Origin of the sequence: Pseudodonghicola xiamenensis DSM 18339 (genome assembly GCF_000429365.1) — a bacterium.
Taxonomy (GTDB): Bacteria; Pseudomonadota; Alphaproteobacteria; order Rhodobacterales; family Rhodobacteraceae; genus Pseudodonghicola; species Pseudodonghicola xiamenensis.
Window position 1 is genome coordinate 26,914 of sequence record NZ_AUBS01000015.1, and the last position, 23,787, is coordinate 50,700.

21 protein-coding genes are annotated in these 23,787 nt (G+C 64.3%); 3 read left to right on the top strand and 18 right to left on the bottom strand.

Annotated elements, in window-relative coordinates; translation table 11 throughout:
- Positions 1–63: 63 nt before the first annotated feature.
- A complete protein-coding gene (locus G455_RS0113380; RefSeq protein ID WP_028094171.1) occupies positions 64–816 on the bottom strand; it encodes a cytochrome c biogenesis CcdA family protein in 753 nt (250 codons plus the stop codon).
- A 140-nt stretch (positions 817–956) separates the two neighbouring features.
- Here G455_RS0113380 and G455_RS0113385 point away from each other — a divergent pair, with 140 nt between their 5' ends.
- Entirely contained in the window at positions 957–1,208 is a 252-nt protein-coding gene (locus G455_RS0113385; RefSeq protein WP_028094172.1) for a sulfurtransferase TusA family protein, read from the top strand.
- 175 nt (positions 1,209–1,383) lie between these two features.
- Here the strand turns inward: G455_RS0113385 and G455_RS0113390 are convergent, their stop codons facing one another.
- The 6 genes from G455_RS0113390 to purC all read right to left on the bottom strand — a co-directional run bounded on the left by G455_RS0113390 (position 1,384) and on the right by purC (position 9,886).
- Positions 1,384–4,338, bottom strand: a complete 2,955-nt coding sequence (locus tag G455_RS0113390) for an Rne/Rng family ribonuclease (protein WP_028094173.1) — start codon at positions 4,336–4,338, stop codon at positions 1,384–1,386.
- A gap of 504 nt (positions 4,339–4,842) precedes the next feature.
- Positions 4,843–6,177: a sigma-54-dependent transcriptional regulator gene (locus G455_RS0113395; protein ID WP_028094174.1), complete on the bottom strand. Its 1,335-nt coding sequence runs from the start codon at positions 6,175–6,177 to the stop codon at positions 4,843–4,845.
- Between the two features lie 16 nt (positions 6,178–6,193).
- Positions 6,194–7,957, bottom strand: coding sequence for a sensor histidine kinase (locus G455_RS0113400; RefSeq protein WP_028094175.1), 1,764 nt, complete (start codon positions 7,955–7,957; stop codon positions 6,194–6,196).
- A 36-nt stretch (positions 7,958–7,993) separates the two neighbouring features.
- On the bottom strand, positions 7,994–8,662 hold the full coding sequence (gene purQ / locus G455_RS0113405) for a phosphoribosylformylglycinamidine synthase subunit PurQ (protein WP_028094176.1): 669 nt from the start codon (positions 8,660–8,662) through the stop codon (positions 7,994–7,996).
- 141 nt (positions 8,663–8,803) lie between these two features.
- Positions 8,804–9,034: a phosphoribosylformylglycinamidine synthase subunit PurS gene (purS, locus tag G455_RS0113410; protein WP_028094177.1), complete on the bottom strand. Its 231-nt coding sequence runs from the start codon at positions 9,032–9,034 to the stop codon at positions 8,804–8,806.
- Between the two features lie 96 nt (positions 9,035–9,130).
- Positions 9,131–9,886 carry a phosphoribosylaminoimidazolesuccinocarboxamide synthase gene (gene purC / locus G455_RS0113415; RefSeq protein WP_028094178.1) on the bottom strand — a complete coding sequence of 252 codons (756 nt, stop codon included), beginning with the start codon at positions 9,884–9,886 and terminating at the stop codon, positions 9,131–9,133.
- Positions 9,887–10,042: 156 nt separating this feature from the next.
- Between purC and G455_RS0113420 the strand changes: the two genes are divergently transcribed.
- Together G455_RS0113420 and bmt are read left to right on the top strand one after the other, a co-directional pair.
- Positions 10,043–10,363 carry a DUF1476 domain-containing protein gene (locus G455_RS0113420; RefSeq protein ID WP_028094179.1) on the top strand — a complete coding sequence of 107 codons (321 nt, stop codon included), beginning with the start codon at positions 10,043–10,045 and terminating at the stop codon, positions 10,361–10,363.
- A gap of 99 nt (positions 10,364–10,462) precedes the next feature.
- Positions 10,463–11,479 carry a betaine--homocysteine S-methyltransferase gene (bmt, locus tag G455_RS0113425; protein ID WP_028094180.1) on the top strand — a complete coding sequence of 339 codons (1,017 nt, stop codon included), beginning with the start codon at positions 10,463–10,465 and terminating at the stop codon, positions 11,477–11,479.
- 39 nt (positions 11,480–11,518) lie between these two features.
- On the opposite strand, the gene G455_RS0113430 is transcribed toward bmt, so the two are convergent.
- The 11 genes from G455_RS0113430 to G455_RS0113480 all read right to left on the bottom strand — a co-directional run bounded on the left by G455_RS0113430 (position 11,519) and on the right by G455_RS0113480 (position 23,753).
- On the bottom strand, positions 11,519–12,220 hold the full coding sequence (locus tag G455_RS0113430) for a DUF4336 domain-containing protein (protein ID WP_028094181.1): 702 nt from the start codon (positions 12,218–12,220) through the stop codon (positions 11,519–11,521).
- Positions 12,221–12,231: 11 nt separating this feature from the next.
- On the bottom strand, positions 12,232–13,005 hold the full coding sequence (locus tag G455_RS0113435) for an enoyl-CoA hydratase-related protein (protein WP_028094182.1): 774 nt from the start codon (positions 13,003–13,005) through the stop codon (positions 12,232–12,234).
- A gap of 72 nt (positions 13,006–13,077) precedes the next feature.
- Positions 13,078–13,557: a cytochrome c-type biogenesis protein gene (locus tag G455_RS0113440; protein ID WP_028094183.1), complete on the bottom strand. Its 480-nt coding sequence runs from the start codon at positions 13,555–13,557 to the stop codon at positions 13,078–13,080.
- The gene (locus G455_RS0113445) at positions 13,554–15,521 is read right to left on the bottom strand and encodes a heme lyase CcmF/NrfE family subunit (protein ID WP_028094184.1); all 1,968 of its coding nucleotides are present in this window, start codon (positions 15,519–15,521) and stop codon (positions 13,554–13,556) included. Before G455_RS0113445 ends, G455_RS0113440 begins: the two co-directional genes overlap by 4 nt.
- An 81-nt stretch (positions 15,522–15,602) precedes the next feature.
- Positions 15,603–16,175, bottom strand: a complete 573-nt coding sequence (locus tag G455_RS0113450) for a holin family protein (RefSeq protein ID WP_028094185.1) — start codon at positions 16,173–16,175, stop codon at positions 15,603–15,605.
- A 4-nt stretch (positions 16,176–16,179) separates the two neighbouring features.
- Entirely contained in the window at positions 16,180–16,791 is a 612-nt protein-coding gene (locus tag G455_RS0113455) for a holin-associated N-acetylmuramidase (RefSeq protein WP_028094186.1), read from the bottom strand.
- Between the two features lie 210 nt (positions 16,792–17,001).
- Positions 17,002–17,448, bottom strand: coding sequence for a cytochrome c maturation protein CcmE (gene ccmE, locus G455_RS0113460; protein WP_028094187.1), 447 nt, complete (start codon positions 17,446–17,448; stop codon positions 17,002–17,004).
- Between the two features lie 24 nt (positions 17,449–17,472).
- Positions 17,473–18,501, bottom strand: a complete 1,029-nt coding sequence (argC, locus tag G455_RS0113465; RefSeq protein ID WP_028094188.1) for an N-acetyl-gamma-glutamyl-phosphate reductase — start codon at positions 18,499–18,501, stop codon at positions 17,473–17,475.
- Positions 18,502–18,557: 56 nt separating this feature from the next.
- Positions 18,558–19,367 (bottom strand): glutamate racemase, encoded by an 810-nt coding sequence (locus G455_RS0113470; protein ID WP_028094189.1) that lies wholly within the window; start codon positions 19,365–19,367, stop codon positions 18,558–18,560.
- A 6-nt stretch (positions 19,368–19,373) separates the two neighbouring features.
- A complete protein-coding gene (locus tag G455_RS0113475; protein WP_028094190.1) occupies positions 19,374–20,252 on the bottom strand; it encodes a lysophospholipid acyltransferase family protein in 879 nt (292 codons plus the stop codon).
- Between the two features lie 78 nt (positions 20,253–20,330).
- Entirely contained in the window at positions 20,331–23,753 is a 3,423-nt protein-coding gene (locus G455_RS0113480) for an indolepyruvate ferredoxin oxidoreductase family protein (RefSeq protein WP_028094191.1), read from the bottom strand.
- Positions 23,754–23,787: the final 34 nt, after the last annotated feature.

Below are 23,787 nucleotides of genomic sequence, written 5' to 3' on the forward strand. Positions count from 1 at the left end.
CGTCTGACTTCAGCAGAGGTTAACCGCGTTTTGGGGCAAGAGTAAGACCCGGCCGCGGCAGTCTCAGCCCAGCAGCGCGAGGCCGGGGAAGGTTTCCAGCAGCCAGTAGGAGAAGGTGGAAAAGCCCCCGGTCAGCATCAACAGGCCGATGGTCCACAACAAGAGCCCCATGATCCGTTCGATCCGTTCCATGTGGCGTTTCATCCAGCCCATCAGCCCGGTGAGACGTGGCAGGAAAGCCGCGACCAGCAGGAAGGGAATCCCGAGCCCGAGCGCATAGACCGCCAACAGCGCCGTGCCCCGCGCGACCGAGGCCTCGGAAGCGGCAAGCGACAGGATGGCGCCCAGCTGCGGGCCAATGCAGGGCGTCCAGCCGAAGGCGAAGGCGAGCCCCAGCACATAGGCGCCAAGCGCACTGCCGCCGCGATCGCCGACATCGATCCGCGCCTCGCGATCGAGAAAGCCGATGCGGTAAATCCCGATGAAATGCGCCCCGAAGATCATCACCAGAATGCCCGCGACCGTGTTGAAGACCGACTGATATTGCAGAAACAGCGTGCCGATCGCCGAGGCGGTGAAACCGAGGAACAGAAAGACGGTGGAGAGGCCCAGCACGAAGAACAGCGCCGGCAGCAGCGCCTTGTTGCGCGCCGCCTGCCCCTGGCTCAGTTCGGTGACCGAAACACCGCTCATATAGGCCAGATAGGGCGGCACGATGGGCAGCACGCAGGGCGATAGAAAGCTGACGATGCCGGCGGCCAGCGCCACGACCATGGCAGGGATCAGCCCTGCGTCGATGATATCGATTCCGAACATGAGCCAGACATAGGCGATCGGGGCGCACCGGTCACGGGGCCTTGGCGTCGCATCGCGCAAATGTCAGAGCCCGCGCCCGGAGCAGGTGGCCTGGCGCATCGGACATGGACAGGCAGGCCAAGCTGCCCTATCGCTGGGGCATGGATGACGGCAACGCGCAGATCGAGATCGCCGCGACGGTAGATGCCGTGGGACTGTTATGTCCCCTGCCCGTCCTGCGCGCCCGCAAGCGATTGCAGGCGCTGGCGCCCGGGGCGGTGCTGCGGCTGTTGGCCAGCGATCCGGCGGCAGTGATCGACGTGCCGCATTTCTGCACCCAATCTGGGCATGAGTTTCTGGGATGCACGGACGATGACGGGCATCAGGCCTATCTGATCCGCAAGACGGCCTGAGACAGCCCTGCGTGTCGTCCGCGCAATGGGGGCGCTGCCCCCGCTGCCTGCGGCACCTCCCCCGGGATATTTTCAGCCAGAAAAAGACCCCAGAGCCATTGATCATGAGCCATTGCGCGGCCGCGGCGCCAAGGAAAAGACCCCGGACCTTTCGGTCCGGGGCCCCAATCCAGGATCAGTTGCCGCCGAGCGACCACCAACCACGCCGCTTGGGCTTGTCGGACTGGTCCTCCATCGGCTGTTCTTCCGCCAGTTCTTCCGCCGGGGCGGCCTCGGTCGTTTCCATCATCGGTTCCGCCTCGGGCTCGACTTTCGGCTCGGGCTCGGCTTCCGGCTCGACCGGTTCCGCAGGAGCGAAGCTCTCCTCGGGGGCGGCGGCGTCCTGCATCAGGATCGCCTCATCCGCCACCGGCTCGGCCGGCTCAACCTCGGGTGCAGCTTCTGGCACAGCTTCAGGCTCGGCGAAGGCGGCAGCCTCTGCCGGGGCCTCGACGGGGGCCTCTTCCGCGCTTGCGCTGCCGGTTTCCGGGGCCGCGGTCGGGATGACCTCCTCTGTGCCCGCAGTCTCGGAAACAGTCGTCTCTTCGGCGGCGGCAGCGGGTTCGACCTGAGCAGGTTCGACATCTGCCGGCGCCTCAGCCTCGGTCTCGGCGGGCGCAGCCTCCTCCGCCTTCTTCTTCGCGCTCGACCGGCTGCGCGACCGCGACCGGCTGCGGCTCGATTTCGGCTTCTCAGCCGCCGGAGCCGCTTCCGCTTCGGCCGCCTCGGTCGCATCCGTCACCGGCGCGACCTCCTCGGTCTGCAGGTCGGCAGGGGCCTCAGCAGCGCTGGCGGGCTCTGCCGTCTCGGTTGCCGCCTCGGCACCATTGTCGTCGCTGTCCCCATCCTGGACCTGATCGGTCTCGGACTTCGCAGAAGACGGCCGCCGACGCCGACGCCGACGCTTGCGCTTGGACTTGCTGCCCTCTTCGCCATCGGTCGGGGTCGTGGAGGAGATCTCGAGGCTCTCCTCCTCGTCCTCGGCCTCGGCGGCGTCACTGTCGATCTGATCCATCAGCGAGGTATCGACCGACACCACAGGCGCCACCGGTTCGGGCACCACCCGCGATGCGGTCTTGAACTTCTCGATCGAGAAATCGGGGCTGATCAGATGGCCGTCGCCCTCGATCCGTACCGACAGGCCATAGCGGGCCTCGATCTGCGCCACATGTTCGCGCTTCTGGTTCATCAGGAAGTTGGCGATGCCCACCGGCACTTTCACCAGCACCTCGCGCGAGCGACGGCGCACGCCTTCCTCTTCGATCTGACGCAGGATGTTCAGCGCCAGGTTGTCGTCCGAGCGGATCAGGCCCGTGCCGTGGCAATGCGGGCACGGCTGGGTCGTGGCCTCGATCATGCCCGGGCGCAGGCGCTGGCGCGACATCTCGAGAAGGCCGAAGCCCGAGATGCGGCCGACCTGGATCCGGGCGCGGTCGGTCTTGAGCTTGTCCTTCAGCTTCTTCTCGACGGCGGCGTTGTTCTTGCGCTCGTCCATGTCGATGAAGTCGATGACGATCAACCCGGCGAGGTCGCGCAGACGCAATTGGCGGGCCACCTCCTCGGCGGCCTCCAGGTTGGTCTTGAGCGCGGTCTCCTCGATCGAGCCTTCCTTGGTGGCCCGACCAGAGTTGACGTCGATCGCCACCAGCGCCTCGGTCACGCCGATCACCAGATAGCCGCCGGATTTCAGCTGCACCACCGGGTTGAACATCGAGCTGAGATAGCTTTCGACCTGATAGCGGGCGAACAGCGGCATCTGTTCGTTATACTGCTTCACGTTCTTGGCGTGGGACGGCATGATCATCTTCATGAAGTCCTTGGCGATGCGATAGCCGCGGTCGCCCTCCACCAGAACCTCGTCGATCTCGCGGTTGTAAAGGTCGCGGATCGACCGTTTGATCAGATCGCCTTCCTCGTAGATCTTGACCGGTGCGATGGATTGAAGGGTCAGGGCGCGGATCTGTTCCCACAGCCGTTGCAGATATTCGTAATCGCGCTTGATCTCGGCCTTGGTGCGTTTGGCTCCGGCGGTGCGGATGATCAGCCCCGCGCCCTTCGGCACGTCGATGTCGGCAGCGATTTCCTTCAGCTTCTTGCGGTCGGTGGCATTGGTAATCTTGCGGCTGATGCCGCCGCCGCGCGCAGTGTTGGGCATCAGCACGCAATAGCGGCCGGCCAGCGACAGGTAGGTGGTCAGTGCAGCGCCCTTGTTGCCGCGTTCTTCCTTTACGACCTGAACCAGCAGGATCTGCCGGACCTTGATCACTTCCTGGATTTTATACCGACGCGGGCGCGGTTTGCGCGGCGGGCGGATATCCTCGTGATCGTCGTCATCGGCGACGGATTCGATACTGTCGTCCTTCGAGGCAGCATCGGAACGGCCCTTGGCGGTCTCGTTGCCGTCGTCTTCGGCGGTCTCCTCGTCGGCAGGGGTCTCCTCGACGGGAGACACTTCCGCCGGCGCGTCTTCGGGTGCCCCCGCATCCGCGGCGGTCTCGTCATCGCCGTTGCCGTCCGGTTCCTCGACCGGCGTCTCGGCCACCCGCTCCATCGGCGAGCTGCCTTCAAGCGGATCGCTGCCCTCGGGCGAGGCGAAGACCTCTTCCGCACCCTCTTCGGGCTCGGAAAAATCAATCGTCTCCATGCCGCTGATTTCGGTCTCGACCTCCTTGGTCTCGACCACGTCAGCAGATTTCAGGTCCTCGGCCTTGGTCTTGGACTTCGAGCGGGAGGACTTGCTCCGGCTCTTCGAGCTCTTGGAGCCCTTCTCATCATCCTCGTCGCGGGCGCGCATCGCATCCGCATAGGCCTGTTCCTCGGCCATCAGAGCTTCGCGGTCGGCCACCGGGATCTGATAATAGTCCGGATGAATCTCGGAAAAGGCCAAAAAGCCGTGCCGGTTACCGCCATAATCGACGAAAGCCGCCTGCAGCGAAGGTTCGACCCGCGTTACTTTTGCGAGATAGATGTTGCCGGCGAGCTGCCGCTTGTTTTCGGATTCAAAGTCAAATTCCTCGACCTTGTTGCCGTCGACCACCACAACGCGGGTCTCTTCCGCGTGGGTGGCGTCAATGAGCATTTTCTTTGCCATATGTCCTTGTTGCACCAGCCGTCTGGCGCCCGTCCGGGCGGACGCGCGCATCTGAGGGGGTGTCTTGTCTGGGCGATGATAGACGGCGCGCGGCCGGGTCCGTCGAACGGCCCCGAAACCTGTCTGTTCCATGCTCGCGCGCGCGTCATCGCGGTTCTTCTCCGACAGGTCGGGTGCACCCCGTTCCCTGCCCGTTTTTTCACCCCACCGTGGTCCGGCAAGGGCAATATATTACCCCAGAGGGGCGCTATCGGTCTGTCCGGACTTCCGGCTTCTGGCCGGTCAAGACTGGAACAGCGAATCTCTCCAAAACCCGGGCGGCTTAATATGCCTAGGCCCGTTTCCACACCATAAGGGGAGCAACCGGGAAAATACAATGGGCTTGTTGCAAGCCAGCCACGGAATTCCCGCCGGCTGACATAAAACGGGCGCGAAAGCCGTTTCCGCGCCCGCCCACCCCGCAGCGTCACAGCGAAAAGCCACGTGCAGCAGGTGATTTGCGGATCAAAGGTAATCCGATCGCTGCAGCCCGTATTTCGCCATTTTTTCATTCAGCGTGCGGCGCGGCAGACACAGTTCGTCCATCACCGAGGCGATCGAGCCCTTGTGCCGGCGCATGGTATTGTCGATCAGCATCCGCTCAAATGCTTCGACATATTCCTTCAGCGGTTTGCCTTCGGTGGTCATCACCGGCTGCATTTCCTCGTGATCGGACATCAAGAGCGACGCAATGGTGCCCGAGCCGCGCCGCGATTGCAGCACCGCGCGTTCGGCGACATTGATCAGTTGACGCACATTGCCCGGCCAGGGCGCCTGCAACAGCTGAGCCGCCTCCTGGGCGCTGACCTTGGGGGCATCGCAGCCGTATTCCTCGGAGAACTGTTCGGTCAGACGGGTGAACAGCGTCAGGATATCCTCGCCCCGCTGCCGAAGCGGCGGCACCATGATCCTGAGCGCCGCCAGCCGGTAGAACAGATCCGGGCGCAGCACGTCCTCGCAGGTCTTGCCGGCCTCCTGAATGTTCGAGATCGCGATGATCCGGGTTTCCGCCGGGGTGCCCTGTTCGTTGATCGCGCTCAGCAGGCGCGCTTGCAGCGCATCGCTCAGCGCGTCGATGTCCTCCAGCACCAGGGTGCCGCCGCGGGCTTCCTCGATGGCGGGCAGTTGCGAATCTTCCGGCATCATCGGCCCGAACAGACGTTTCGACAGCGCGTCCTCCTCCAGCGCGGCGCAGGAGACCAGAACGAATTTCTTCCCTGCCCGGCTGCCGGCGGCATGCAGCGCATGGGCCACCAGCGTCTTGCCGGTGCCAGTCTCTCCCTCGATCAGCACGTGACCGTCGGCCTGGCTCAGATCGAGGATATCCTCCTTCAGCCGTTCCATCACCGGTGACGATCCGATCAGCTTCTTCATCAGCTGGGTGCCGTCGCTCAGCTCCTTCCTCAGCGCGCGGTTGTCCAGCGTCAGCCGGCGGGCGTTGGCGGCGCGTTTGGCCAGTTCCGACATCCGGTCCGGGTTGAACGGCTTTTCCAGAAAGTCGAAAGCGCCGATCCGCATCGCCTCGACCGCCATCGGCACATCGCCGTGACCGGTGATCATGATCACCGGCAGGGCGCTGTCGCTGCCCATCAGCTTTTTCAGGAACTGCATCCCGTCCATACCCGGCATCTTGATGTCGGAAATCACGATCCCGGGGTAATCCGGCCCCAGCACCTTCAGCGCATCCTCGGCGCGGGCGAAGGTTTCGGTATCATATCCCGACAGCGCCAGCCACTGGCTGATCGATTGCCGCATGTCCTGCTCATCGTCCACGATGGCAATTTTCATCGCCTGTGCCATAGGTGTTCCTTTCTTGTTATTCCGCCGCCTCGATGCTCTCGTCCAGGATGGGAAGCTGCATCTCGAAGACCGCGCCCCCCTTCTGGCCGTTGCGCGCCGTCAGGCGGCCGCCGAGATCGTTGACGATCCCCGACGAGATGGCGAGGCCGAGCCCCACCCCGTCGCCGGGCTGTTTGGTGGTGTAGAAGGGCTCGAACAACGCGTCGAAATCCTCGATCCCCAAGCCATTGTCGCGCACGGTCAGCGTGGCGGTCTCTCCGGCGGCGAGGATGATCTCGATCTCGGGGTCGTTCACCGACTTGGTAGCATCGAGCGCATTGCGCAAGAGGTTGATCATCACCTGTTCGATCCGCATCCGGTCGCCCATGACAAGCACCGGCTGTTCGGGCAGGATCTTGGTGATCCTCACATGCCGCTGCCTGAGCTGCGGCTCCATCATCGCCAGCGACGACAGCAGCGCGTCGCCCAGATTGACCGGAGACAGGGCCTCGCTGCCCTTGCGGGCATAGGATTTGAGCTGCCGGGTGATCGCCCCCATCCGCTCGAGCAGATCGTCGATCCGCCCGAAGCTGGACAGTGCCTCCTCCGGTCGGTTCCGACGCAGCAGCAAACGCGCCCCAGCCAGATAGGTCTTCATCGCCGCCAGCGGCTGGTTCAGTTCATGGCTGACGGCGGCCGACATCTCGCCCAGAGCGGCGAGTTTCGAACTTTGCGCCAGCGTCTGTTCGGCAACGGCAAGGTTTTCCTGCACCCGTTCGCGCTCGGCGATTTCCCGCTGCAGCCGCAAATTCAATGCGCGAAGCTCTGCCGACTCGCGCTGGAACAGCGCCATCCTCAGCGCCGTCTTACGGCTGAGCACATAGAAGGCGGCGGCCAGCAGGATGGCGAATCCCATGATCTCCAGCGCCAGCACCGCATTCACCTTCTCCCGGATCGAGGTATAGGTGGTGAAAGAGGCGATACGCCAGCCGCGGAACGGGATGCGGGTTTCCATCCGCATCACCGCCTCGCCCTGAAGATAGGCGTCAATCGGCAAGGCGGTCCAATCGGCCGTCATCCGGATGGCGCGCTGGATCGCGCCCTGCGGCGTCTGCCGCTGCAGCGCTTCCTCCTCGCTCAGCCCGCGCCAGCGCGGCTCGGTGGCCAGCACGATGGCGCCAGAGCTGTCGCTGACCAGAACCGCATCGGAAATTCCCGCCCAGGCGCGTTCGAATTTGGCCAGATCGACCTCGACGACGATCACGCCCAGAATGCCGGCGCTGTCGGAAATCCGCCGCGAATAGGTAAAGGCGTAGCCCCCGGTTTCGCGCGGGATCACTGAAAAAACGGTGGCATTGGCGCGGATGGCGTCTACGAAATAGGCCTCTTGCCGGCGCAACTGGCCCAAACGGTTGCGGTCGGTCGCGGCCACCACTCGCCCGTCCTGATCCAGCAGCAACAGAGAGGCCGCCCCGATCTCCTCCACGAAGGAGATCAGCCGCTGGGTCGAATGGCTGTAGTCCTTGGATTGCAGTGCGGCGATCAGCGTCGGGTCGCGCGACAGCAATTGCGGCACGATGGCATTACGGCGCAACTCGCTCAGCAGGTTGCCACTGTAGAGCGCCAACCGCAGTTCGGCCCGATAGCGGGTACTTTCGGTGAACCGGTCGGTCAGCAGCCGGTTCGTCGTCCAAATCGTCGCGATGGCCGCCGTCAGCAACACCAGCAGCGCCACGCGCACCCGCCAGCTTATGGCGGTTGCACGGGGCCGTTTGGGGCGCGGTTGATCGGTCGTGGTCATGCGGGGAAATTAATGCCCCGCCGCCGCAGGCTCAAGTCACGCCGGAGTCAGAACCCCGGACAATGCGCGGAAGAGCGCCGTCCCGTCGCTGCCGCCATGGCCGGTATCGCAGGCGCGCTCGGGGTGCGGCATCATTCCCAGCACCCGGCGGTTCTCGGACAGGATCCCAGCGATATCCCCGGCGGACCCGTTCGGATTCTCGGTATAGGTGAAGGCGATCCGGTCCTGATCCTCAAGCGCCTTGAGCGTGTCGGCATCAGCGAAATAATTTCCGTCGTGATGGGCGACGGGGATCGAGATCTCCTGCCCCGCCTCATAACCGCCGGTGAAGGCGCTGTCGGTGGTGGTGACCTTCAGACCGCAGGGCTTGCTGATGAACTTCAACCCGGCATTGCGCAGCAGTGCGCCGGGCAGCACCCCGGTTTCGGTAAGAATCTGAAAACCGTTGCAGATACCCAGGACATAGCCGCCGCGTTCCGCATGGGCGATCATCGCCGCGGTGATGTGCGATTGCGCCGCGATGGCACCGCAGCGCAGATAATCGCCGAAGGAAAATCCGCCGGGCACGCCGACGATATCGACGCCGGACGGCAGATCGCTGTCCTTGTGCCAGACCATTGTCACATCGAAACCGGCCTGTTCGAAGGCAACGGCCAGATCGCGGTCGGCGTTAGACCCGGGAAAGGTGATGACGGCTGCACGCATGGCTGGGCTCCTTCAGCTCGCATACTCTAATGACACCGCGCCGCCCGGCAAAACGACCGGCGGCGCGAGGAGGTTCTGTTCAGACACAGGCCCCAGACGGAACGAGATGAGTCCGGGCCGCGACCAGCGCGGCCAGCGGTCTCAGCCCAGCTCGATCTCGTAGCTTTCGATCACCGTATTGGCGAGAAGCTTCTCGCACATCTCGGCAACCTGGTCCTTGGTGGTGCCCTCGGCCAGGTCCAGGTCGATCACCTTGCCCTGCCGCACGCCTTCGACGCTGTCGAATCCCATGGCGCCGAGTGCGTGGCGCACCGCTTCGCCCTGCGGATCGAGCACCCCGTTCTTCAGCATCACATGCACACGTGCTTTCATCCCTGCACCCCGGTCAGTTTCAGCACAGCCCCGTCGGACCGTGTCTTCGGTCAAATATTCAGTCCGCCACGCCCGGCTCCGGGCGCGGCGTCCGGCTCAGTTGATCAGCGTGGGTTTGGTCGGTGCCGTCTGCGGCAGAACCCCAAGACGCCGCGCGACTTCGGAATAGGCATCGGTCAGGCTGCCCAGATCGCGGCGGAACACATCCTTGTCCAGATGGCGCCCGGTCTCGATATCCCACAACCGGCAGCTATCGGGGCTGATTTCATCAGCGACGACAAGGCGCTGGAAGTCGCCATCATAGACACGGCCGATCTCGATCTTGAAGTCGATCAGCTTGATCCCGACCGCCAGCATCACGCCAGAGAGGAAATCATTCACCCGCAGAGCCAGGGACAGCACATCATCCATGTCCTGCTGGCTGGCCCAGCCAAAGGCGGCGATATGCTCTTCGGTAACCAGCGGGTCGCCGAGCGCGTCGTCCTTGTAGCAATATTCCACGATCGGACGCGGAAGCTGGGTGCCCTCTTCGATGCCCAGACGCTTCGACAGCGACCCTGCGGCGAAATTGCGCACGATCACCTCGAGCGGGATGATCTCGCAGCTGCGCACCAGCTGTTCACGCATGTTCAGGCGGCGAATGAAGTGAGTCGGCACGCCGATCTGCGACAGGCCCAACATGAAGAATTCGCTCAGGCGGTTGTTCAGAACCCCCTTGCCTTCGATCACGTCTTTCTTCTGCGCGTTGAAAGCGGTGGCGTCATCCTTGAAATACTGCACAATCGTGCCAGGCTCGGGGCCTTCGTACAGGATCTTCGCCTTGCCTTCGTAAATCTTCTTGCGGCGGGCCATAGCATACCTTTCGGCTGTGCGACGGGGATGAGTCCCCGCGCCTGGGGCCCACATAGTACAAGCTCCCCTGTGTCGCAAGCCGCGCGGGTTCCTCTTGCCCTTGCGCGCGCGGAGCGGCATACGGGAAGAAACAGTCTTTTCTAGGGAAGCAGACCCATGACCACTTTCGACGATCGCGAAAACGCCTTCGAGGCCAAGTTTGCTCATGACGAGGAACTCCAATTCAAGGCGCAGGCCCGTTGCAACAAGCTGCTGGGTCTCTGGGCCGCGGCGCTGATGGGCAAGACCGGCGACGATGCCGCCTCTTATGCGGCGTCGGTGGTAAAGGCCGATTTCGAAGAGGCCGGGCATGAAGATGTCGTGCGCAAGGTCGCTGCCGATCTGGGCGACAAGTCCAGCGCCGAGGAAGTCCGCGCCAAGATGGCCGAACTGCTGGACGAAGCCAAAGCCCAGATTATGGGCGAAGCCGAAGGCTGACAGCCCGGAAATCGGGCGCCGCGCGTCCCAATTCGTCCCGGCGCCCCGTCGATTCTCGGCGGGGCGTTGTCGTATCCGCCCCCTGCAAAGGAGCTTTCCATGACTGACGCCCTGTCCCAAATGCTCGCCCTCAACGAGGTGATCCTTGCCGATGGCGCCACCGGCACCAATCTTTTCAACATGGGGCTGCAATCAGGTGACGCGCCCGAGCTGTGGAACACCGATGAGCCGGACAAGATCACCGCGCTCTATCAGGGCTCGGTCGATGCGGGCAGCGATCTGTTCCTGACTAATACCTTCGGCGGCAATGCCGCGCGCCTCAAGCTGCACCAGGCGCAGAAACGGGTGGCCGAGCTGAACCGCGTCGGCGCCGAACTGGCCCGCAACGTGGCCGACAGGGCCGACAAGAAGGTCATCGTCGCAGGATCCGTCGGCCCCACCGGTGAGATCATGGAGCCGGTGGGTCCGCTGTCCCATACGCTGGCGGTGGAGATGTTCCACGAACAGGCCGATGCGCTTAAGGCCGGCGGCGCCGATGTGCTCTGGGTCGAGACCATCAGCGCGCCCGAGGAATTCCTCGCCGCCGCCGAGGCCTTCGCGCTGACCGGCCTGCCCTGGTGCGGTACCATGAGCTTCGACACCGCCGGGCGCACAATGATGGGGGTGACCTCGGCCGATCTGGTGCGGTTGGTCACCGATCTGACGCCGCCGCCCCTGGCCTTCGGCGCCAATTGCGGCACCGGCGCCTCGGATATCCTGCGCACGGTTCTGGGCTTCGTCGCCCAGGGGGCGGAGCTGCCGATCATCTGCAAGGGCAATGCCGGCATTCCGAAATATCACGACGGCCACATCCATTATGACGGAACCCCCGAGCTGATGGGAGATTATGCCGCCATGGCCCGCGATGCCGGCGCCCGTATCATCGGCGGCTGCTGCGGCACCACGCCCGAGCATCTGCGCCACATGCGCGAGGCGCTCGACAGCCGGCCGCGCGACGACCGGCCGACACTGGAACAGATCACCCAGGCGCTCGGCCCGTTCAGTTCGGCCTCTGACGGCACCGGCGGTGACGATGGTGCCCCCCGCCGCGAAACCCGCCGCCGCCGGCGCGGCTGATCCTCGCCCTGACGGATCGGGCGGCGTCAAGCGGCCCGATCAGCGCCCGAGCCAGCCGAAGGCCCGGACAAGAACGCCTGCTGCGTCCTCGGTCACCACCGGACCATGGGCCATGACCAGCCGCTGCACCGGCCAGCCCAGCACCCGCGCCACCCCCACCCGCGCAATCTTGCGATCCTGAAACGCTAGGCGGAACTTGCGCGGCACCGCCGGCTCCGCCCCGACCATGCCGTCAAGCCGCGCCACCGCCCGGCGCCAGCCGGTGAACCAATCCGGCGGAAAGCCCTGCAGCAGATCGGTGAACAGCACCGTGCCGCTGGCCCGATGCAGGAACACCGCCTCGGTGGTGATCAGATTGCCCCGAATCAACACCTGATCAAGCTCCTCCGCCCAGGCCGGATCCGGAGCCTCGCCCAGGGTGCGATCAAAGGGGATGTCGCGGCGCTTCTCGGGCAGGCCCGGCGCCGCATAGAGCCGCGCCTGCGCAAAGGCCCGATGCCACTGAAGAACCGACAGGTGATGAAGGGCGTTGGGCGCCACGATATGCGCCACCGGCCCCAGTTCCGCCAGTTCGGCCCGCACGGCCGGATCGAGCGTCACCGGCGACCAGACCAGCAAGCCGCCCGAGCCCAGCCGGATCACCGCCATCCGGGTCGGGTAGCGAAAGCCCAGCACCGTGACGTCAGGACCATCGGCCAGCCAGATGTCAGGCCCCAGAGGGCAAAGCCGCGTCCCCGCCATCGACTGCCCGCTCAGCGCCCCTCGAACTCGGCCGGGCGCTTCTGCAGGAAGGCCATCACACCCTCTTCGAAATCGCGGCTGCGGCCACACTCCCCCTGCAGCTTCGCCTCGAGGTCGAGCTGCTGTTCGAGCCCATGGCCCAGACTGGCGCGCAGGGCAGTCTTCACCCCGGCAAAGGCCTTGGTGGGGCCGCTCGCCAAATAGGCCGCCCGCGCCCGCCAATGGGCCTCGAAGGCGTCATCCGCCACCGCCTCCCAGATCATGCCCCAATCCTGCGCCTGACGGGCGCTGATCCGGTCGGCGAACAGCGCCGCGCCCATGGCGCGGGCCATGCCGATCTGGCGCGGCAGCGTATAGGTGCCGCCGGCATCCGGGATCAACCCGATCCGGGTGAAGGCTTGCAGGAAATAGGCGCTTTCGGTGGCGATCACCACATCGGCGGCCAGCGCCAGATTGGCGCCGGCGCCTGCTGCCGGCCCGTTGACCGCCGACAGGGTCGGGATCGGACAATCTGCGATCGCGGTCAGCATCGGGCCATATTCCTCGCGCAGAAGACGTTCCAGATCCATCACGCCGCCCTCGGCATCCCCCAGATCCTGCCCGGTGCAAAACGCCCGGCCGGTGCCGGTCAGCACAAGCGCACGTGCCTCTTGCGCCGCCACGCCGACCGCATGGGTGATCTCGGCCCGCATCTGCGCGTTCAGCGCATTCATCTTGTCGGGACGGTTCAGCGACAGCACCGCCAGATCGGCGGTGATGTCAAAGGTGACGGTCTGATACTGCATGTCTCTCTCCCGGTCCGGTGTCAGCCGGCACCCTGCCGCAAGCGACGCCCCGGGGAAAGGCACAACCGCGCGTCACCCATCCTGTTGATCGAGGATCCGACGCAGGCGCTCCTGCTCTTCCTCGGTCAGGGCGGCATCCTGCGGATGCGGCGCCCTGGCGCGGCCGCGCAGATAGACCCAAGCCAGCCCGCCGCCCATCAGCAGCATCAGGGGGCCAGCGGCCCAGAGCAGCCAGTTCGCCCCCTTGGTGGTGGGGCTGAGCAGCACATATTCGCCATAGCGGTCGACCACGTAATCGACCACCTGCCGGTCGCTGTCCCCGGCGCTGAGCCTTTCGCGCACGAGAAGGCGCAGATCGCGGGCAAGATCGGCATTCGATTCGTCGATATTCTCGTTACGGCAGACCAGACAGCGCAGCCCCTTGCTGATCTCGCGCGCCCGCGCCTCAAGCTTGGGATCGGCCAGCATCTCGTCCGGCAACACGGCCAGCGATGGCGCAGCGACCGCCAGCAGCAGCGCAGTCAGCCCGGCCCGGATCATCGCCTGGCTCATTCCGCCGCCACCGGTTTGGCTGCCTGCTTGCGGGCGCCTGCCGCCACCCGGAACCGCCGGTCGGACAGGCTGAGCAGCCCCCCCAGGGCCATCATCAGCGCGCCGCCCCAGATCCAATTGGCGAAGGGCTTGATATAGGTACGCACGGTGCGTCCACCATCTGCCTGCGCGTCACCGATCACCACATAGACATCACGGGTGAAACCGTTGTCGATCGCTGCCTCGGTCGTTGGCATCTCCGCCACTGGATAGACCCGCTTTTCCGGATGCAGCAGTGCAACCTGGCGCCCGTCTCGCATCACCCGCACCGTCCCCATGGTCGAGAAATAGTTCGGTCCGCGCCGCTCCTCGACCTTCTCCAGCGTCAGATCGAACCCCGCGACGGCAAAGCTCTCGCCCAACCTGGCTACCCGGATATCCTCGCTCTCCCAGGCGGTGAGCCCGGCGATGGCGAAAATGGTGACGCCCAGCCCGGCATGGGCCAGCGCCTTGCCCCAATCGGCACGCGGCAACCGTGCCATCCGGCCGAACCGGTTCACCCCCCGGCCCGAGCGGGACCATAGATCGACAACGGCCCCCGAGACGACCCAGGCGCCAAGGAACACGCCCACCGGCCCCAGCGCGCTGCGCCCGCTCTGCAACGTCCAGACCAGCGCCGCCAGCGCCAGTGCCAGCCCGAAGGCATAGCGCAACGACCAGAGCGTGCGCCCCAACCGACCGCGTTTCCAAGGCAGCATGGCGCCCGCCGGCAGGATCAGGCCCAGAACCACCATGAAAGGAGTAAAGGCGGCGTTAAAATACGGCGCCCCGACGCTCAGCTTGCGGCCAAAGCCCATCTCTGCCGCGACCGGCCAGAGGGTGCCGAAGAAGATCACGAAGGCCGCCACCGCCAACAGGATGTTGTTGACCACCAGCGCGCTTTCCCGGCTGACCATGCCAAAGACACCCTTCGCCTCCATCGCATTGGCGCGGGCGGCGAACAGCATCAGCGCACCGCCGGTGAAGACCGCCAGGATGATCAGGATGAAGACCCCCCGTTCGGGATCATTGGCAAAGGCATGAACCGAGGTCAGCAGCCCCGAGCGCACGATGAAGGTGCCGATCAGCGAAAACCCGAAGGCAAGGATCGCCAGCAGGATGGTCCAGGCCTTCAGCGCCTCGCGCTTTTCCACCACGATGGCGGAATGCAGCAGCGCAGCGGCCAGAAGCCAGGGCATGAAACTTGCATTCTCGACCGGATCCCAGAACCAGAAGCCGCCCCAACCCAGCTCGTAGTACGCCCACCAGGACCCCAGGGCGATGCCGATGGTCAGGAAAATCCAGGCCGCCAGAGTCCAGGGCCGCACCCAACGGCCCCAGGCGGCATCCACCCGCCCCTCGATCAGCGCCGCGACGGCGAAGCTGAAGGACATCGAAAGCCCGACATAGCCCAGATAGAGAAACGGCGGATGGAAGGCGAGCCCCGGGTCCTGCAACAGCGGGTTCAGATCCTGCCCGTCGAAAGGCGGCACCGCCAGGCGCAGGAAAGGGTTCGAGGTGAAGAGGATGAAGGCATAAAACGCCACGCCGATGGCGCCCTGCACCGACAGCACCCGCGCTTTCAGCCCCGGCGGCAGGCCTCCGCCGAACCAGGCCGCCGTCGCCCCGAACAGAGAGACGATCAGCACCCAGAGCAGCATCGACCCCTCGTGATTGCCCCAAAGCCCACTGATCTTGTACAGCATCGGCTTGGCGGAATGGGAATTCTCCACCACCACCTTCAGCGAGAAATCCGATGTGACGAAAGCATACATCAGCGCTGCAAAGGCAAAGGCCGTCATCAGGAATTGCAGCGTTGCCGCCGGTTCCGCCACGGCCATCCAGCCAGGCCAGCGTTTCTGCGCGCCCACCATCGGAAGAATGGTTTGCACGATCGCGGCCATGAAGGCCAGCACCAGGGCGAAGTGACCAAGTTCGGTAATCATGTCCTGATGTATAGGGCGCTCCGCAGGGCCGGCCAATGGTTTTCGCGCCGGCCCCGGGATCACGTTGTCGCAACCCCGGGCCTAACCGGCGCGGGCGCGGCGCCAATCCCCCAGCGCCCGATTGGCCTCAGGTCGCGTTGCCGACAAGGTCAGTTGCGCATCCCGCCCGGTGTCCGCCACGCCTGGGCTGTCGCCACGCATCTTTTCCAGCGTCCCGATGTTTTCCATCACCTGCGGCGCCCGCGCCAGCGTCTCGGCGATGCCCTGCTGGAACGCCTGATGCTTCACCTGATAGCGCGCCCCGAAGTAGAAGGAGACGATCACGCCCAGCAACCACCAAAGCGGCTCGGGCACCAGCGCCAGCCCCTGCATGCGGGCGGCGAACCAAAGGGGATCGACCATCGCCGCGATGAACATCCCCAGCGTCCCCAGCGCCAGCGCCGGACGCGGCAGCCGGTTCACCGCATCCATCAGCCGGTCGAACCGGCCCTGCCGCGACACAGCGAATTCTGCGCCCAACTGCGCCATCGCCTGCCCCCGAAGGCCCGCCGCCCGCGCCGCGCCCGCCTCGACATTCTCGCGAAACACCTCCGCCGTCTGGCTCACCAGATTGCGCCCTCCGCCGAACAGCGCCACAATCAGCTCCCGAAACATCACCCTACCCCCAGGCAGCGACACGGGCAGAGAATTCCGCCTCGGTCAGATGATAACGCGGCGACAGAAAGGCCTCCGCCCGGCTGATCCAGCCGCCCTTGCCGCCAGCGCGGGTACGCGCATACTTGCGGCTCGCCACCCGGGTATCGGCCAGACGAAAGTAATAATTGCGCCGCGCCACCCCATAGGCATCGCGCAGGGCAACCGGATCGGGCTCCGCCGCATCCGCGGCCGCCGCGATCGTCCGCGGCCCGATCATCCCGTCGACCGCGATGTCATAGCCCATGTCGCGCAACAACCGCTGCAGGATCTGCACCGCATTGGCGCCGGCATTCACATACATGTCAAAGACCGAGGCCTGCAGCGCCACCGGCAGATCGGCAATCCGCGGCCGCTGATAATACTGGCCGATGAAGATCTCCACTGCCTGGTCCCGGCTCAGCGCCCGGACGTCGGCGACGCCGACCTGCCCGTCGCCGGTCAGATCCAGCCCCAGCCGCCGCAGCGTGTGAATCGTCACCCCGTGATTGGTCGCCCCGCCGGGATCGTCCGGATCGTTCACGAAGCCGCCCTCCCGATTCACGATCGTCTCGGCGATCTGCCGCACATCCTGCATTGCCGCACCTCCTGCCTGTCCCGGCGCTCGTTTGAGCGCTGAGGCTCGGACAGGAAGGTTAACGCGCCCTCACCCCAGCGCGCGCCTGATCAACAGCTTAAAGAACAAGCCGCAACATATTCTTTTTTCTAGATAAAAATATCCCCGCCGCAGGCGCGCCTCACAGGACGACCACAGGCCCTGGGCAAGACCATCTCGAAACCGCTGCTCTCAGCTTTCGCCCGGCGCCTTGTAGACACCCTGTTCCTTCAGCGCGTCCATGACCTCTTTCGGCATATAGGTCTCATCATGTTTCGCAAGAATTTCAGAGGCTTCGAAGACGCCATTCACGTAGCGTCCAGTGCCGATCATGCCTTGGTTCTCCCCGAAGAGATCGGGCAGCACCCCCTTGTAGCGCACCGGAACCGAGGCGCCGCCATCGGTAACGACGAAATGCACAACCTCGCCCTGATCGCGCACCAGGCTGCCTTCCTCGACCAAACCGCCCAGCCGGAACATCTCCGAGGCCACGGGCGGTTCGGCCATCACCTGACTGGGCGAGCGGAAGAAGTTGATGCCGTCACGCATCGCATATCCGATCAGCGCGGTCGAAACGACCAAGGCCATCGCGGCAAGCGCGATGATCTGGATCCGACGTTGCTTTTTCAGGTTCTTCATCTTCCCCTCGCCCGAAAACGCCTGTTACGGGAACAGCGGGGCCATGGTCAGCCCCTCCTCCTCATCTTCACCTAGCATCAGGTTGGCATTTTGCAATGCCTGGCCGCTGCTACCTTTTGTCAGGTTATCGAGCGCGGCGAAGACGATGGCACGGCCCGGCAGCCGGTCGGCAGCGACACCGATGTGGCAATAGTTCGACCCGCGCACATGGTGGGTCGAGGGCGCCGTACCGAAGGGAAGCAGTTGAATGAACGGCTCGTCTGCATAGGCCGCCTGCAACGTGTCATAGATCACCTGCGGGTCGCCCTTGACGTAAACTGTCCCCAGGATACCCCGGTTGGCGGGGATCAGATGCGGGGTGAACTGCACCTTGACCGGCCGCCCGGCGAGTTTCGAGAATTCTTGATCGAACTCCCCCAGATGCCGGTGGGTGCTGCCGATGGCATAGGCATTATAGCCTTCGCTCAGCTCCGCATGCAGCAGGTTTTCCTTCAGCGACCGGCCGGCGCCGGAGACCGCGCATTTCAGATCGAGGATGATCTCGTCCAGGTCGATCACACCGGCGCTGATCAATGGCCGCAGGGCGAATTGCCCGGTCGCGGCGTTGCAGCCGGTCCCGGCGACCAGCCGGGCGGCCCTGATTTCATCCCGATAGAATTCGGTCAGGCCATAGACCGCCTCTTCCTGCTGGGCGAGTGCCGAATGCGAGTTGCCATACCATTTCTCGTATTCCGCCGGATCGCGCAGCCGGAAATCGGCGGACAGATCGACGATTTTCAGATCCGCAGGCAGGGCTGCGATCACCTGTTGGCTGGTCTTGTGCGGCAGCGCGCAAAAGCACAGATCGACGGCAGAGAAATCAATCTCCTCGATCTTGCAGAGCTTCGGCAGTTTCATGTGCCGCAGATGCGGGAACACCTCACCCATTTCCATGCCGGCCTTGCGTTCGCCCGACAGGGCGACGATTTCAATGTTCCGATGCTGGGCGATCAGCCGGATCAGTTCGGCACCAGTATATCCGCTAGCCCCGAGAATGGCGACTTTATGGGTCATCTTAGACCTCTTCCCTTTTGAATTCATTTGGTTTTGCGACGATAGAGTGGGGTCGTTCAGACCTTTTCGAATTCCACTTGTCGTCGCAACAGACGCATCGCCTGATCGGAAACCTTGCGTGGATCACCGGTGGTCAGAAAGCCACCCTTGCCGGCGCCCAGCATGCCGGGATGGCGGATCAAATAATCGGTGAGGCTCTCGGCCACCAGATTGGCCTGGCTGAACACCTTCACATCCGGCCCCAGGGCGGCGCGGAAGGTATCCTCGAGGATCGGGTAATGGGTGCAGCCCAGAATCGCTGCGTCGGGCCTGGGCATCTTCCGCTTCAGCGCCTCAACATGGCTGCGCACCAACGCCTCGGCCAGGATGCGATCGCCATCCTCGATGGCATCGACCACGCCGCCGCAGGCCTGAGCCTCGACGTCCACACCGATGGCGCGGAAGGCCAGCTCACGCTGGAACGCGCGGCTCGCCACCGTCGCCGGCGTCGCGAACAGGGCCACGGTCTTCACCTCGACCTCACGCGGCGGGGAATTGTCGCCCCATTGCCGTTCGGTCAAAGCCTCGATCAGCGGCACGAAGACGCCTAGCACCCGCTTGCCCGGGGGCACGCCGGCCTCCTGCATCCGCCTGAGCGCCGCAGCGCTCGCCGTGTTGCAGGCCAGAATCACCAGATCACAGCCGCGATCCCACAGCGTTTCCACCGCGTGTTTGGTCAACTGATAGATGTCTTCGGCATCGCGCACCCCATAGGGCGCATGCGCGCTGTCGGCGTAATACAGAAGCTCCACCTCAGGGAGGCGGTGCTGCACGGCGTCCAGGACGGTCAGCCCGCCCAGACCGGAATCGAAAATACCTACTGCCATTGCTCGTCAGGCGCGATGCCGTTCCTCGAATTCATAGCCATAGTCATAAGACTTCAGCGGTTGTGGAGACAGCTCATACGTCGCTTTGCGCAGGAAATCCATCATCTGCCGCGCATCTGTTGCCATCGGGTCGAGAATATCGCGCCCGATGGGCTTTCCAACCACGACCCGCACCGGGGTGTCGATTCGTTTGCGAAACTCTTTGATCAAAAGTCCCATGCGCAGGGTCGAATGCATGTGGCTAGCGATCTGGAACAACCGGCTGGTGTGGCCGTCGAAGAACAGCGGCACCACGGTCGCGCGCGACTTTCCCACCATCCGCGCGGTGAAGCCACGCCACCCCGGATCCATCGGGTGGGCAAACGGCGTCGCTGCCGTGCTGACGGTGCCGCCGGGGAAAATGCCGATGGCGCCACCCTGCCCCAGATAATCGAGCGCCGCCTTGCGGGTTTGCACATTCTGCTGCACCGCCTCCTTGGTTTCATCGAAACTGATAGGCAAAATAACCCGTTCGATGTCCGGCGCCTTGCGAAAGACCCGATGCGCCAGAATGCGGAAATCGCCCCGCACCTGGGCCAGGATATGGCCCATCATCAACCCGTCGAGAATGCCATAGGGATGGTTGGCGATCAGCACCAGCGGCCCGGTCGCGGGGATATGCGACAGCGTGCCGCCGACCACCTCCAGCGACAGACCGTAGCGGTCGACCATCACTGACCAGAAGTCGCGCCCCGCGGCGATATCGGCCTCATAACCGTCCGCACGTTTGATCAGACGCAACCGGCCGGTAGAGTTTTCCATCAACCGGATCACCACCCGGCCGCTGCGAGTGGCGGCCGAGTGGGCATAGGAGATGTCACGAGCGATATGGCGGCGCGAGCCCATCGGGTCCTCCGGAACGAATCACGGCTCTGGCAGCCGGTGCAGGTTCATGCCCGAAGATCGCGACAGATGCGTGACGCCTTATTCCGCCGCTTTCGCCAGATCGGGCCCGCCCCGGCGGAAGCTTGCCAAAAGCTCCTCTCGCCGCTTGGCGGCCTTGGCCTCATTCTCCTGCTTGACCGGGCCAAAGCCGCGGATCTGCAGCGGCAACAATGCCAGCGCCACCGCGATGTCGCGAGTCTCGGGCGTGACCTTCGGCAGAACCTCTTTCATGTCACGCTCGAACTGCTTAATCAGCGCCCGCTCCATCTTGCGTTCGGCGGAATATCCGAAGGGATCGAAGGGCGTGCCGCGCAGCCCCTTCATCCGCGCCAGAAGCTTGAGCGGCCCCAGCATCCACTCGCCGAATTCGCGCTTTTTCGGTCGCCCGTCCGGCCCGGTGCCGCCCAGGATCGGCGGCGCCATGTGGAAGGTCAGCTTCAGATCGCCCTCAAAGGCCTCCTCCGCCTTGGCGCGGCTCGACAGCAGAAGCCGGGCAACCTCGTATTCATCCTTATAGGCCAAGAGCTTGTGATAGCCGCGCGCGACCGCCTCCTTCAGCCCCGTATCGGCAATGCCGTCCAGTAGCTTGCGATAGCGTTTCGCCAGCCGGTTGCCCTGATAGGCCACCAGTTGCTCAGCCCGAAACGCGATCTTGTCATCGACCGATTTCGGCAATTCGATCACATTGGCCGGCGCGATCAGCCTGGCGGCCTCCTCCGGATGCAGAACCGCCCAGCGACCGATCTCGAAGGCGCGCTGGTTGCGCTGCACGGCGGCACCGTTCAGTTCGATCGCCTGGGTGATCGCCTCGTGACTGATCGGCACCAGCCCCCGTTGCCAGGCGGCCCCGAAGACCATCATGTTGGAATAGATCGAATCCCCCAGCGTCGCCCGCGCCAGCTCAGAGGCGTCGAACAGCGTCAGCCCGTCCTTGATCCGCGCCTCAAGCGCCAGGGACAGCCGGTCTGTCGGGATGGTGAATTCGGTGTCGCGGGTGAAATCACCGGTGATGATCGCATGGCTGTTGACCACCGCGCCGCTTTGCCCCGGGCGCATCAGCCCCAGCGTCTTGGCGCCGGCGCTGACCACCAGATCGCCGCCGATCAGCGCGTCGCATTCGCCGGTGGCGACACGGATGGCGTTGATGTCCTCGGGTTTTTCGGCCAGCCGGCAATGGATATGCACCGCGCCGCCCTTCTGGGCGAGGCCCGCCATTTCCATCATGCCAGCGCCCTTGCCGTCGATCTGCGCCGCCTGCGCCAGCACCGCGCCAATGGTGACGACGCCGGTGCCGCCAACGCCGGTGATCACCACATTATAAGTTCCATGGATCGCCGGCAGCTTTGGCGCGGGCAGATGCGGCAGGTCGAGATCGGTTGTCGCTTCCTTGCGGATCTGGGCACCCGCAACCGTCACGAAAGACGGGCAGAAGCCCTTGAGACAGGAGAAATCCTTGTTGCAGGACGATTGATCAATCGCCCGCTTGCGGCCAAGCTCGGTCTCCTTCGGCACGATCGAGACGCAGTTCGATTGCACGCCGCAATCGCCGCAGCCTTCGCAGACATCCTCGTTGATCAGCACCCGCTTGTCGGGATCAGGGAAGGTGCCGCGCTTGCGCCGGCGCCGCTTTTCCGCCGCGCAGGTCTGGATATAGACGATGGCGGAAACGCCGTCCTTGTCGCGGAAATCCTCCTCGACCTTCAGAAGCTGGTCGCGTTCAAACGTCGGCACACCCGAGGGCATCACCTTGAAATCCACGTCCTCTTTCTCATCGTAGACGATGGCGAGGTTTTGCACCCCCATCGCCTTCAGCTCATTGGCGATACGCGCCGCCGACAGGCCGCCCTCATTCTCCTGCCCGCCGGTCATGGCGACGGCGTCGTTATAGAGGATCTTATAGGTGATATTGGTGCCCGCCGCCAAAGCCGCCCGGATCGCCTGCACGCCAGAGTGGTTATAGGTGCCATCGCCCAAGTTCTGGAACACATGCTTGGTCTTGGAAAACGGTGCCTCGCCGATCCAGTTGGCACCCTCACCGCCCATATGGGTGAAGCCCAGCGTGTCGCGATCCATCCACTGCACCATGAAGTGACAGCCGATCCCGGCATAGGCGCGCGATCCTTCAGGGAGCTTGGTGCCGGTGTTATGCGGGCAGCCCGAGCAGAAATAGGGCAGCCGGCTGGCCAGTTCCTCGGCGTTATCAGCACGCCGCGCGTCATCCAGCGCCTGCATGCCGGCGCGGATCGCGTCGGTGTCGCGCCCCTCCTCCAGCAGGATCTTGCCCAGCTTCTCGGCGATCATCAGCGGGTCGAGCGCGCCGCGGGTCGGAAACAGCTCTTCCTGATGCATGCCGCCGGCGCCGCCCTTGTACCAGCCATAGACCCGGCGACCGCGGCGATCGTCGAAGATCGCCTCCTTGATCTGCACTTCGATTAGCTTGCGCTTTTCTTCCACCACCACGATCAGATCGAGCCCTTCGGCCCATTGGTGGAACCCTTTCATGTCCAGGGGGAAAACCTGGGCGACCTTATAGGTGGTGATCCCCAGCCGCTCCGCCTCGGCCTCGTCAATATTCAGAAGGCTCAGCGCATGCTGCAGATCGAGCCAGTTCTTGCCCGCCGCCACCAGGCCGATCTTGGCGCCTGGCTTGCCCCAGACGCGCTTGTCGATCTTGTTTGCATGGGCGAATTCCTCGGCGGCGAAGCGCTTCAGGTCGATCAGCCGCGCTTCCTGCGCGGTGCGGTCATCGACCAGCCGGATGTTCAGCCCGCCTTCGGGCATGTCGAACTTCGGCGTCACCAGTTGCACCCGGTCGGGCCGGCCGTCCACCACCGAGGTGACTTCAATGGTGTCCTTCATCGTCTTCAGCCCGACCCAGAGACCGGAAAACCGCGACAGGGCAAATCCATAAAGCCCCAGGTCCAGGATCTCCTGCACCCCCGCCGGGCTGACAATGGGCACATAGGCATCCATCAAGGCCCATTCGGACTGGTGCAGCACGGTGGAGGATTCGCCGGTATGGTCGTCCCCCATCGCCATCAACACACCGCCCAGGGGTGAGGTGCCCGCCATATTGGCGTGACGGATCACATCACCCGACCGGTCGACCCCCGGCCCCTTGCCATACCACAGGCCGAAGACGCCGTCGTATTTGCCTTCGCCGCGCAATTCGGCCTGCTGGCTGCCCCAGAGCGCCGTGGCGGCCAGATCTTCGTTCAACCCGTATTGAAAGGTGACATCGCTGGCGGCAAGCTGCTTGGCTGCCCGTGTCATCTGCATGTCGACCGCACCCAGCGGCGACCCGCGATACCCGGTCACCAGGCCGGCCGTATTGTGCCCCGCGGCCTTGTCCCGCGCCTTCTGCATCAGCATCAAACGGACCAGAGCCTGTGTGCCGTTCAGCAGAACCGGGCTCTTCTCCAGATCAAAACGGTCGTTCAGCGAAATCTTTTGCTGACTCATCTGCTCCTCCCAAAGCTGACTAGTTTGCAACAAT

What these genes read in the sequence shown, in the direction of transcription:
- G455_RS0113470 (WP_028094189.1), bottom strand. Translation starts at nt 19,367, where the DNA reads ATGGCAGTAGGTATTTTCGATTCCGGTCTGGGCGGGCTGACCGTCCTG.
- G455_RS0113395 (WP_028094174.1), bottom strand. Translation starts at nt 6,177, where the DNA reads ATGGCACAGGCGATGAAAATTGCCATCGTGGACGATGAGCAGGACATG.
- G455_RS0113455 (WP_028094186.1), bottom strand. Translation starts at nt 16,791, where the DNA reads ATGCAGGATGTGCGGCAGATCGCCGAGACGATCGTGAATCGGGAGGGC.
- G455_RS0113450 (WP_028094185.1), bottom strand. Translation starts at nt 16,175, where the DNA reads ATGTTTCGGGAGCTGATTGTGGCGCTGTTCGGCGGAGGGCGCAATCTG.
- G455_RS0113430 (WP_028094181.1), bottom strand. Translation starts at nt 12,220, where the DNA reads ATGGCGGGGACGCGGCTTTGCCCTCTGGGGCCTGACATCTGGCTGGCC.
- G455_RS0113390 (WP_028094173.1), bottom strand. Translation starts at nt 4,338, where the DNA reads ATGGCAAAGAAAATGCTCATTGACGCCACCCACGCGGAAGAGACCCGC.
- purC (WP_028094178.1), bottom strand. Translation starts at nt 9,886, where the DNA reads ATGGCCCGCCGCAAGAAGATTTACGAAGGCAAGGCGAAGATCCTGTAC.
- G455_RS0113420 (WP_028094179.1), top strand. Translation starts at nt 10,043, where the DNA reads ATGACCACTTTCGACGATCGCGAAAACGCCTTCGAGGCCAAGTTTGCT.
- G455_RS0113385 (WP_028094172.1), top strand. Translation starts at nt 957, where the DNA reads ATGGATGACGGCAACGCGCAGATCGAGATCGCCGCGACGGTAGATGCC.
- G455_RS0113480 (WP_028094191.1), bottom strand. Translation starts at nt 23,753, where the DNA reads ATGAGTCAGCAAAAGATTTCGCTGAACGACCGTTTTGATCTGGAGAAG.
- bmt (WP_028094180.1), top strand. Translation starts at nt 10,463, where the DNA reads ATGACTGACGCCCTGTCCCAAATGCTCGCCCTCAACGAGGTGATCCTT.
- argC (WP_028094188.1), bottom strand. Translation starts at nt 18,501, where the DNA reads ATGACCCATAAAGTCGCCATTCTCGGGGCTAGCGGATATACTGGTGCC.
- G455_RS0113400 (WP_028094175.1), bottom strand. Translation starts at nt 7,957, where the DNA reads ATGACCACGACCGATCAACCGCGCCCCAAACGGCCCCGTGCAACCGCC.
- G455_RS0113475 (WP_028094190.1), bottom strand. Translation starts at nt 20,252, where the DNA reads ATGGGCTCGCGCCGCCATATCGCTCGTGACATCTCCTATGCCCACTCG.
- purQ (WP_028094176.1), bottom strand. Translation starts at nt 8,662, where the DNA reads ATGCGTGCAGCCGTCATCACCTTTCCCGGGTCTAACGCCGACCGCGAT.
- G455_RS0113380 (WP_028094171.1), bottom strand. Translation starts at nt 816, where the DNA reads ATGTTCGGAATCGATATCATCGACGCAGGGCTGATCCCTGCCATGGTC.
- purS (WP_028094177.1), bottom strand. Translation starts at nt 9,034, where the DNA reads ATGAAAGCACGTGTGCATGTGATGCTGAAGAACGGGGTGCTCGATCCG.
- G455_RS0113440 (WP_028094183.1), bottom strand. Translation starts at nt 13,557, where the DNA reads ATGAGCCAGGCGATGATCCGGGCCGGGCTGACTGCGCTGCTGCTGGCG.
- G455_RS0113445 (WP_028094184.1), bottom strand. Translation starts at nt 15,521, where the DNA reads ATGATTACCGAACTTGGTCACTTCGCCCTGGTGCTGGCCTTCATGGCC.
- ccmE (WP_028094187.1), bottom strand. Translation starts at nt 17,448, where the DNA reads ATGAAGAACCTGAAAAAGCAACGTCGGATCCAGATCATCGCGCTTGCC.
- G455_RS0113435 (WP_028094182.1), bottom strand. Translation starts at nt 13,005, where the DNA reads ATGCAGTATCAGACCGTCACCTTTGACATCACCGCCGATCTGGCGGTG.